The organism is Enterobacter sp. R-1.6.2 (assembly GCF_035064085.1).
GTDB classification, from domain to species: domain Bacteria; phylum Pseudomonadota; class Gammaproteobacteria; order Enterobacterales; family Enterobacteriaceae; genus Enterobacter; species Enterobacter asburiae_B.
Genome location: NZ_JASEYI010000006.1, coordinates 225,140 through 234,165, shown reverse-complemented (window position 1 = coordinate 234,165; position 9,026 = coordinate 225,140). Strand labels below are relative to the sequence as shown.

At 53.8% G+C, this 9,026-nt stretch carries 10 protein-coding genes and 1 rRNA gene; 6 read left to right on the top strand and 5 right to left on the bottom strand.

What is annotated here, in order from left to right; all coding sequences use genetic code 11:
- A 16S ribosomal RNA gene (locus tag QMN93_RS09390) occupies window positions 1-552 on the bottom strand; the annotation flags it as partial.
- A 368-nt stretch (window positions 553-920) separates the two neighbouring features.
- Window positions 921-1,487 (bottom strand): D-glycero-beta-D-manno-heptose 1,7-bisphosphate 7-phosphatase, encoded by a 567-nt coding sequence (gmhB, locus tag QMN93_RS09385; protein WP_193138857.1) that lies wholly within the window; start codon window positions 1,485-1,487, stop codon window positions 921-923.
- Window positions 1,488-1,675: 188 nt separating this feature from the next.
- On the opposite strand from gmhB, the gene metN reads away from it, so the two are divergent.
- The 6 genes from metN (at window position 1,676) to proS (ending at window position 7,255) form a co-directional block, all read left to right on the top strand.
- The gene (gene metN, locus QMN93_RS09380; protein WP_023310475.1) at window positions 1,676-2,707 is read left to right on the top strand and encodes a methionine ABC transporter ATP-binding protein MetN; all 1,032 of its coding nucleotides are present in this window, start codon (window positions 1,676-1,678) and stop codon (window positions 2,705-2,707) included.
- Complete coding sequence (locus tag QMN93_RS09375) at window positions 2,700-3,353, top strand: methionine ABC transporter permease MetI (RefSeq protein ID WP_014168730.1); 654 nt, start codon at window positions 2,700-2,702, stop codon at window positions 3,351-3,353. The genes metN and QMN93_RS09375 overlap by 8 nt, the downstream gene beginning before the upstream one ends.
- 40 nt (window positions 3,354-3,393) lie before the next feature.
- Window positions 3,394-4,209, top strand: a complete 816-nt coding sequence (metQ, locus tag QMN93_RS09370; protein ID WP_193138856.1) for a methionine ABC transporter substrate-binding lipoprotein MetQ — start codon at window positions 3,394-3,396, stop codon at window positions 4,207-4,209.
- Between the two features lie 106 nt (window positions 4,210-4,315).
- On the top strand, window positions 4,316-4,720 hold the full coding sequence (gene rcsF, locus QMN93_RS09365; RefSeq protein WP_008501883.1) for an Rcs stress response system protein RcsF: 405 nt from the start codon (window positions 4,316-4,318) through the stop codon (window positions 4,718-4,720).
- Window positions 4,717-5,424, top strand: coding sequence for a tRNA (N6-threonylcarbamoyladenosine(37)-N6)-methyltransferase TrmO (tsaA, locus tag QMN93_RS09360; protein WP_193138855.1), 708 nt, complete (start codon window positions 4,717-4,719; stop codon window positions 5,422-5,424). The genes rcsF and tsaA overlap by 4 nt, the downstream gene beginning before the upstream one ends.
- 112 nt (window positions 5,425-5,536) lie before the next feature.
- Entirely contained in the window at window positions 5,537-7,255 is a 1,719-nt protein-coding gene (proS, locus tag QMN93_RS09355; protein WP_047060061.1) for a proline--tRNA ligase, read from the top strand.
- 47 nt (window positions 7,256-7,302) lie between these two features.
- On the opposite strand, the gene nlpE is transcribed toward proS, so the two are convergent.
- The 3 genes from nlpE to QMN93_RS09340 are packed head-to-tail and all read right to left on the bottom strand — an operon-like array spanning window position 7,303 to window position 9,000.
- Complete coding sequence (nlpE, locus tag QMN93_RS09350) at window positions 7,303-8,001, bottom strand: envelope stress response activation lipoprotein NlpE (protein WP_193138854.1); 699 nt, start codon at window positions 7,999-8,001, stop codon at window positions 7,303-7,305.
- A 34-nt stretch (window positions 8,002-8,035) separates the two neighbouring features.
- The gene (gene arfB, locus QMN93_RS09345) at window positions 8,036-8,458 is read right to left on the bottom strand and encodes an alternative ribosome rescue aminoacyl-tRNA hydrolase ArfB (RefSeq protein WP_064673259.1); all 423 of its coding nucleotides are present in this window, start codon (window positions 8,456-8,458) and stop codon (window positions 8,036-8,038) included.
- Entirely contained in the window at window positions 8,455-9,000 is a 546-nt protein-coding gene (locus QMN93_RS09340) for a YaeQ family protein (RefSeq protein ID WP_033144678.1), read from the bottom strand. Before QMN93_RS09340 ends, arfB begins: the two co-directional genes overlap by 4 nt.
- Window positions 9,001-9,026 lie beyond the last annotated feature (26 nt).

Genomic DNA, 9,026 nt, shown 5'->3' with positions numbered 1-9,026 from the left:
TTAACGCTTGCACCCTCCGTATTACCGCGGCTGCTGGCACGGAGTTAGCCGGTGCTTCTTCTGCGGGTAACGTCAATCGACAAGGTTATTAACCTTATCGCCTTCCTCCCCGCTGAAAGTACTTTACAACCCGAAGGCCTTCTTCATACACGCGGCATGGCTGCATCAGGCTTGCGCCCATTGTGCAATATTCCCCACTGCTGCCTCCCGTAGGAGTCTGGACCGTGTCTCAGTTCCAGTGTGGCTGGTCATCCTCTCAGACCAGCTAGGGATCGTCGCCTAGGTGAGCCGTTACCCCACCTACTAGCTAATCCCATCTGGGCACATCTGATGGCAAGAGGCCCGAAGGTCCCCCTCTTTGGTCTTGCGACGTTATGCGGTATTAGCTACCGTTTCCAGTAGTTATCCCCCTCCATCAGGCAGTTTCCCAGACATTACTCACCCGTCCGCCGCTCGTCACCCGAGAGCAAGCTCTCTGTGCTACCGCTCGACTTGCATGTGTTAGGCCTGCCGCCAGCGTTCAATCTGAGCCATGATCAAACTCTTCAATTTAAGTTTGATGCTCGTGAATTAAACTTCGTAATGAATTACGTATGTTCACTCAGAGACTTGGTATTCATTTTTCGTCTTGCGACGTTAAGAATCCATGTCACTTTGAGTGCCCACACAGATTGTCTGATAAATTGTTAAAGAGCAGTGCAACGCGGCTTTCGCTCACCGTTGCGAGGTGGCGTATATTACGCTTTCCTCTTTCAGAGTCAACCCGTTATTTCAGGATTTTTCTCTTCAACCGAACCGCTTGTTGTGTGAAGTGATTCACATCCGCCGTGTCGATGGAGGCGCATTATAGGGGGCCGCCGAGGAATGACAAGCGGAAAAATGCATTTTTATTTCAACCGCTCATCTTTTCGCCAAAAAGGCTATTTTTGGTGCTTTTTAATCTCTTTTGGCAGATCGGCCAGACTATTAATCACCCAATCAGCTGCATTTTCTGCTTCTGGCGTCACTGGCTTACCGGTGCGAACTAATACTTTGGTCCCTACGCCCGCTGCGGCGGCTGCCTGCATATCTTCCAGTTTATCGCCCACCATATAAGAAGCAGACATATCAATGTGCAGGAACTCCTGCGCAGAGATGAACATCCCCGGATGCGGCTTACGGCAGTCGCAGGTCTGACGATACGCATCAACGGTTCCCTGCGGGTGGTGCGGACAATAGTAGATGCCGTCGAGATCCACACCGCGGTCGGCCAACGACCAGTCCATCCATTCCGTCAGCGTCTCGAACTGCGCCTCGGTGAATTTACCGCGTGCAATACCGGACTGGTTCGTCACAACCACCAGCGCATAACCCATCTCTTTCAGCTGGCGCATGGCATCTATTACGCCCTCGATAAACTCGAACTCATCAATCTCATGAACATAACCGTGATCCACATTAATAGTGCCGTCACGATCGAGAAAAATTGCGGGTACTGATTTTGCCACCGGTTTGCTCCTGAAAAAGGCATGTTCGACTAGTATCTCATGAATCGCAGCGCAATAAAGTGCTCATCGTACAGAGTTGGATTGATTTAGACGTCTGGATGCCTTAACATCCGTTTTGTTTACGGTCATCACCCGTATCTGGCAGAAGAAAATGCCACGGCTAACTTACATACGATAAAAATAATCTAATGATTAAACTTTCCAATATCACCAAAGTGTTCCAGCAGGGGAACCGAACCATTCAGGCGCTGAACAACGTCAGCCTGCATGTTCCTGCTGGTCAAATTTATGGCGTCATTGGCGCATCGGGTGCAGGTAAAAGCACGCTGATTCGTTGTGTTAACCTGCTTGAGCGCCCAACCCAGGGCAGCGTAGAAGTTGGCGGCCAGGAACTTACCGCCCTCTCAGAGAAAGAACTCACCAAAGCGCGTCGTCAGATTGGCATGATCTTCCAGCACTTTAACCTGCTGGCTTCCCGCACCGTGTTCGGCAACGTTGCCCTGCCGCTTGAGCTTGATAACACGCCAAAAGAAGAAGTGAAGCGTCGCGTCACCGAACTGCTCGACCTCGTGGGTCTGGGCGACAAGCATGATAGCTACCCGGCAAATCTGTCCGGTGGGCAAAAGCAGCGTGTGGCCATTGCCCGCGCGCTGGCAAGCAATCCTAAGGTTCTGCTGTGTGATGAAGCCACCAGCGCACTGGATCCGGCAACCACGCGTTCGATTCTGGAACTGCTGAAAGACATTAACCGTCGCCTGGGCCTGACGATCCTCCTTATTACACATGAGATGGATGTGGTGAAACGCATCTGCGACTGCGTGGCGGTCATCAGCAACGGTGAACTGATCGAGCAGGACACGGTAAGTGAAGTGTTCTCGCATCCGAAGACGCCGCTGGCACAGCAGTTCATCCAGTCCACGCTGCATCTGGATATTCCGGAAGATTATCTGGAGCGTTTGAAAACCGAACCCGCAGCAGACAGCGTCCCGATGCTGCGCATGGAGTTCACCGGTCAGTCCGTTGACGCTCCCCTGCTTTCCGAAACCGCGCGTCGCTTTAACGTAAACAACAACATCATCAGCGCGCAGATGGATTACGCCGGTGGCGTGAAGTTCGGCATCATGCTGACAGAAATGCACGGCACACAAGAAGAAACCCAGGCCGCGATTGCCTGGCTGCAAGAACACCACGTAAAAGTAGAGGTACTGGGTTATGTCTGAGCCGATGATGTGGCTGCTGGTTCGCGGCGTTTGGGAAACGCTGGCAATGACCTTTGTCTCTGGCTTCTTTGGTTTTGTGATTGGCCTGCCGGTCGGCGTACTGCTGTATGTGACGCGTCCGGGTCAAATCATTGAGAACGCGAAACTGTACCGTACGCTCTCTGCGCTGGTGAACATCTTCCGTTCTATTCCCTTCATTATTCTGCTGGTGTGGATGATTCCGTTTACCCGCGTGATCGTCGGAACGTCTATCGGTCTGCAGGCGGCCATTGTTCCGCTGACCGTGGGGGCTGCGCCGTTTATCGCCCGTATGGTGGAAAACGCCCTGCTGGAGATCCCAACCGGTTTGATCGAAGCCTCACGCGCGATGGGCGCAACGCCGATGCAGATCGTCCGCAAAGTCCTGCTCCCGGAAGCACTGCCAGGCCTGGTGAACGCGGCAACCATCACGCTCATCACGCTGGTCGGTTATTCCGCAATGGGTGGCGCAGTTGGCGCTGGCGGTTTAGGCCAGATTGGTTACCAGTACGGCTATATTGGATATAACGCTACCGTGATGAATACCGTTCTGGTATTGCTGGTTGTTCTGGTTTATTTAATCCAGTTCTCTGGCGATCGCATCGTCCGGACCGTTACTCACAAATAACGTTACACACAACACAAACTCTACGAGTTAAGGATAAAACATGGCGTTTAAATTAAAGACCTTTGCAGCAGTAGGCGCGCTGATCGGCTCTCTGGCACTGGTGGGTTGCGGTCAGGACGAAAAAGATCCAAACCACATTAAAGTGGGCGTTATCGTGGGTGCAGAACAACAGGTTGCTGAAGTTGCTCAGAAAGTGGCGAAAGAGAAGTATGGCCTGGACGTTGAGCTGGTGACCTTCAACGATTACGTTCTGCCGAACGAAGCGCTGAGCAAAGGCGATATCGACGCTAACGCCTTCCAGCATAAGCCATACCTGGATCAGCAGATCAAAGATCGTGGCTATAAACTGGTGGGTGTTGGTAACACCTTCGTCTATCCAATTGCCGGTTACTCTAAGAAAATTAAATCGCTGGACGAGCTGCAGCCGGGCTCTCAGGTTGCCGTGCCTAACGACCCAACCAACCTTGGCCGTTCCCTGCTGCTGCTGCAGAAAGTGGGCCTGATCAAACTGAAAGACGGTGTTGGCCTGCTGCCAACCGTTCTGGATGTCACCGAGAACCCGAAAAATCTGAAAATTGTTGAACTGGAAGCACCGCAGCTGCCACGTTCTCTGGACGATGCGCAGATTGCCCTGGCCGTGATCAACACCACTTATGCCAGCCAGATTGGCCTGACGCCGGCTAAAGACGGTATCTTCGTTGAAGATAAAGACTCCCCGTACGTTAACCTGATCGTGACTCGCGAAGACAACAAGGACGCGGAAAACGTGAAGAAATTCGTTCAGGCTTATCAGTCTGATGAAGTTTACAAGGAAGCCAACAAAGTGTTTAACGGCGGCGCTGTTAAAGGCTGGTAATCTCACCTCAGTGTAATATCATCAGGACGGGCTTATGCCCGTCTTGTCATTTGTGCAGTCAACTGATTCAATATCTGACGTTTTGATTATCCATTGAGGAACTATTATGCGTGCTTTACCGATCTGTCTTTTAGCACTCATGCTGAGCGGCTGTTCTATGCTAAGCAGATCTCCCGTTGAACCTGTTCAAAGCACGGCAACCCCGCCAAAAACCGAGCCTGCAAAACCGAAAGTGGTTCGCCCTGCGCCGGTTCGCATTATCACGAAAGCAGACGAACTCGTCGGTAAACCGTTCCGTGAACTGGGCGAAGTGAGCGGCGAATCCTGTCAGGCAACCAATCAGGACTCACCACCGAATATTCCGACAGCGCGTAAACGTATGCAGATTAATGCCGCAAAAATGAAAGCCAACGCGGTTCTGCTGCACAGCTGCGAAGTCACCAGCGGCACGCCGGGCTGCTACCGTCAGGCGGTTTGCATCGGTTCAGCGCTGAACATCACGGCGAAATGAGTGCATTTCAGTTCGAGCAGATAGGCGTTATCCACTCTCCTTATAAAGAGAAGTTCGCCGTCCCCCGCCAGCCCGGTCTGGTCACCAGCGGAAACGGTGAGCTTCACCTGATTGCGCCTTACAATCAGGCCGATGCGGTACGCGGGCTCGAGGCTTTCAGCCATTTATGGGTGGTGTTCGTGTTTCACCAGACGATGGAAGGCGGCTGGCGTCCGACCGTGCGCCCTCCTCGTCTTGGCGGAAATGCGAGAATGGGCGTGTTTGCAACTCGCTCGACCTTCCGCCCAAACCCGGTTGGCATGTCGCTGGTTGAACTGAAAGGCATACGCTGCCAGAAAGATCGGGTGATACTGGAGTTAGGTAGCCTGGACCTGGTAGACGGCACGCCGGTAATCGACATCAAACCCTATTTGCCCTTCGCCGAAGCGCTCCCGGACGCGCGTGCAAGTTATGCTCAGGACGCACCGCAGGCGGACATGCCTGTTTATTTTACGCCAGAGATAACCGCGCAGATCGGCCAGCTGGAGAAACGCTATCCTCGCTTACGGGATTTCATCACTGAAGTTCTGGCACAGGACCCGCGTCCGGCCTACCGTAAAGAAGAGGAAGAAGGAAAAACGTACGCCGTCTGGCTGCTCGATTTCAACGTTCGCTGGCGCGTCACCGGGGCAGGTTTTGAAGTGTTTGCCCTTGAACCCAGGTAATTTTGTTCTCCTCTCTTTTGGCATCTTTGCCACACTGGTAAACTAAACCACTTTTTTTGTGTCAGGCTGGTGTTTCAGCCTGTTCCAATCGTCGAAATGGAACCGTAACAACATGCGTACTAGCCAATATCTGCTCTCCACTCTGAAGGAGACGCCTGCCGACGCCGAAGTGATCAGCCATCAGCTGATGCTGCGCGCCGGGATGATCCGCAAGCTGGCCTCCGGGTTATATACCTGGCTGCCGACCGGCGTGCGCGTCCTGAAAAAAGTCGAAAACATCGTGCGTGAAGAGATGAACAACGCCGGTGCTATCGAGGTGTCCATGCCTGTGGTTCAGCCCGCTGACCTGTGGCAGGAGAGCGGCCGTTGGGAGCAATATGGTCCTGAACTGCTGCGCTTTGTCGATCGCGGCGAGCGTCCGTTCGTTCTCGGCCCAACGCATGAAGAAGTCATTACCGACCTAATTCGTAATGAGCTGAGCTCTTACAAACAGCTGCCGCTGAACTTCTTCCAGATCCAGACCAAGTTCCGTGACGAAGTTCGCCCACGTTTCGGCGTTATGCGCTCTCGCGAATTCCTGATGAAAGATGCTTACTCATTCCATACCTCTCAGGAATCACTGCAAGAGACTTACGACGCAATGTACGCGGCGTACAGCAAAATCTTCTCCCGCATGGGTCTGGATTTCCGTGCTGTGCAGGCCGATACCGGCTCCATCGGCGGTAGCGCCTCCCATGAGTTCCAGGTCCTGGCGCAGAGCGGTGAAGACGATGTGATCTTCTCTGACTCTTCAGATTACGCGGCGAATATCGAATTTGCAGAAGCGCTGGCGCCAAAAGAACCACGCGGGGCGGCAACGCAAGAGATGACGCTGGTTGATACGCCAAACGCTAAAACCATTGCCGAGCTGGTTGAGCAGTTCAATCTGCCAGTCGAAAAAACCGTGAAAACCCTGCTGGTGAAATCTACCGAAGGTAGCGCTTATCCGCTGGTTGCCCTGCTGGTGCGTGGCGATCACGAGCTGAACGAAGTGAAAGCCGAGAAGCTGCCGCAGGTAGCCAGCCCGCTGACCTTCGCAACGGAAGCGGAAATCCGCGCCGTGATGAATGCGGGTCCAGGTTCACTGGGTCCAGTCAATCTGCCGGTGCCGGTTGTCATTGACCGCACGGTTGCGGCAATGAGCGACTTCTCTGCAGGTGCGAACATCGACGGTAAACACTACTTCGGCATCAACTGGGATCGCGACGTGGCGACGCCGGAAGTGGCTGACATCCGTAACGTGGTTGCAGGCGATCCAAGCCCGGACGGTCAGGGTACCCTGATGATTAAGCGCGGCATCGAAGTGGGTCACATCTTCCAGCTGGGCGATAAATACTCTCGGGCGCTGAACGCCGCTGTTCAGGGTGAAGATGGCCGTAACCAGATCCTGACCATGGGTTGCTACGGTATCGGGGTGACGCGCGTGGTGGCTGCGGCAATTGAGCAGAACTACGACGAACGCGGCATCGTCTGGCCGGACAATATTGCGCCGTTCCAGGTGGCTATCCTGCCAATGAACATGCACAAGTCTTACCGCGTGCAGGAGCTGGCCGAGAAGCTGTATGCCGAGCTGCGCGCTCAGGGTATCGAAGTGCTGATGGATGACCGTAAAGAGCGTCCGGGCGTGATGTTTGCCGATATGGAACTGATCGGTATCCCGCACACCGTCGTCATCGGCGACCGTAACCTCGACAGCGATGAGATTGAATACAAATACCGTCGCAGCGGCGAGAAACAGATGATCAAGACCGGCGACATTCTTGATTACCTGGTGAAAGCCATCAAAGGCTAAACAAAAAACCCCGCTCAGGCGGGGTTTTTTAATGGCTCAGCGTCAGCTTATTTACTGTTACAGTCTTTACCCGCAACAAACTTCGCGTCTTTATCTGCCACCAGCGTTTTCACCATCTCCCCGCTATCCGGGTTTGGCTCCAGCGTAAAGTGACCGTCAACCGTCAGCAGTACCGGCTTGCTGTCATTACCGCGTGCCACTGCGTAATCACGTTCAAGCTGCGCATTGTTTGCCACGCTAACCTTCCTGCCGGTTGCGCAGTCGGTAAAGATCGCCGCATCCGCCATATAGAAGTACATTCCCCTCATCGCCATCGGCGTGGCAGGCAGAGCCGCTTTTACCGGCGCAAGCGTGTAGTTGAGCTGGGATTCAATTGGGTTGCCTTCGCGGTCAAGCATCTCCATTCCCTCACCTTTGGCGCGGAAAAAGGTTTTCTCACCGGTGGTGTCCGTCAGGACCAGCTTCTCGGCCGTACGCGCCCATGTTCCATAAGTTGCAAAAGAAGAAGGCGCTTTTGCGCCCTGATAGCGCTGGTTCATCACCCAGGTGCCGTCTTTTTGCAGGAACAGAGACGTTTCAATGCCTTCGCAGTCCGCGCAAGGCAATACGCCGCGCCAGCTTTGCTGCATCGGTTTTAATTCTTCCGTTTGCGTGGGTTGTAAAACCTGCGTTTCGGAGCGGTTGTTACACCCAAAAAGCGCAAACAGCGTACTCACTGCCAGCGCTGACCATAATGCTTTTTTCACAATGAATTCCTTATGAAAAGTGTGTTCCCTTTCGTCACTCTGTGGGGCGACGAACTTTACCGCGTAGTGCTTTCACTGTGGATTTTTGGGCCTTCGAGGACAACCGACGCTCTTTCGATGCGCGAGTCGGCCGCGTTGCCCGGCGGCTTTTTTGTACTGCCGTTAGCTCTTTGATGACCGCCACCAGCCTGGCTATCGCCGCTTCCCGGTTGAGCTCCTGGCTGCGGTACTCCTGGGCTTTGATCACAATCACGCCATCGCTGGTGATCAGGTGATGGCTGGCGGCAAGCAGGCTTTCTTTATAATACTCTGGCAGGCTTGAGGCCCGAATGTCAAAACGCAAATGGATAGCCGTCGACGCCTTGTTGACGTGCTGCCCGCCTGCTCCCTGCGCACGGATGGCGGTGATCTCGAGCTCGCTGTCAGGGATGCTGACGTTTCGGGACAAGACGATCATGACGCGGGTTGCCACGCCGTTAAATGAATTTCCAGATTATTCTGAGAATCAGAGAGCCAGATGGCGCCATCCTGAATCGTCGCCTGCAAAACCATGGTCCGGCTGGCAAATTCGCTCAACTGCGCCAGCTGCTCATCATCCAGATACCAGACCGTGAGATTTTTAAACTGTCCGCACTTGCTCTTGTTTTGCTGCCACCAGATCTCCGCAGCGCGCTGATTATATGCGAATAAGGCCACTTCAGCGGACTGGGTGCAGGCCTTCTTAATTCTGCGCTCGTCAGGTAGGCCGAGTTCGATCCACAAATCGATACCCAGATGATCGTTGCGCAGCCAGGCTTCAGGCTCGTCTTCTGCGCTTAACCCACGGGAAAACTGCAGACGCTCGTCGGCATACTTAATCCACGCCAGCAGGCGCAGCATCATGCGCTCCTGGGTTTCGGAGGGGTGGCGTGCCAGCGTAAGCGACGCGTCGAGGAACTGGTTGCGATCCAGATCGGCCACATTGACCACAGCTTTATAAATTGTCGCTTTCAGCGCCATGAGAGAACTCCATTCGAATCAGGCGC

Excerpts from the sequence above, each read along its gene's own strand:
- metN (WP_023310475.1), top strand. The coding sequence starts at position 1,676 with ATGATTAAACTTTCCAATATCACCAAAGTGTTCCAGCAGGGGAACCGA.
- QMN93_RS09375 (WP_014168730.1), top strand. The coding sequence starts at position 2,700 with ATGTCTGAGCCGATGATGTGGCTGCTGGTTCGCGGCGTTTGGGAAACG.
- metQ (WP_193138856.1), top strand. The coding sequence starts at position 3,394 with ATGGCGTTTAAATTAAAGACCTTTGCAGCAGTAGGCGCGCTGATCGGC.
- rcsF (WP_008501883.1), top strand. The coding sequence starts at position 4,316 with ATGCGTGCTTTACCGATCTGTCTTTTAGCACTCATGCTGAGCGGCTGT.
- tsaA (WP_193138855.1), top strand. The coding sequence starts at position 4,717 with ATGAGTGCATTTCAGTTCGAGCAGATAGGCGTTATCCACTCTCCTTAT.
- proS (WP_047060061.1), top strand. The coding sequence starts at position 5,537 with ATGCGTACTAGCCAATATCTGCTCTCCACTCTGAAGGAGACGCCTGCC.
- arfB (WP_064673259.1), bottom strand. The coding sequence starts at position 8,458 with ATGATCGTCTTGTCCCGAAACGTCAGCATCCCTGACAGCGAGCTCGAG.
- QMN93_RS09340 (WP_033144678.1), bottom strand. The coding sequence starts at position 9,000 with ATGGCGCTGAAAGCGACAATTTATAAAGCTGTGGTCAATGTGGCCGAT.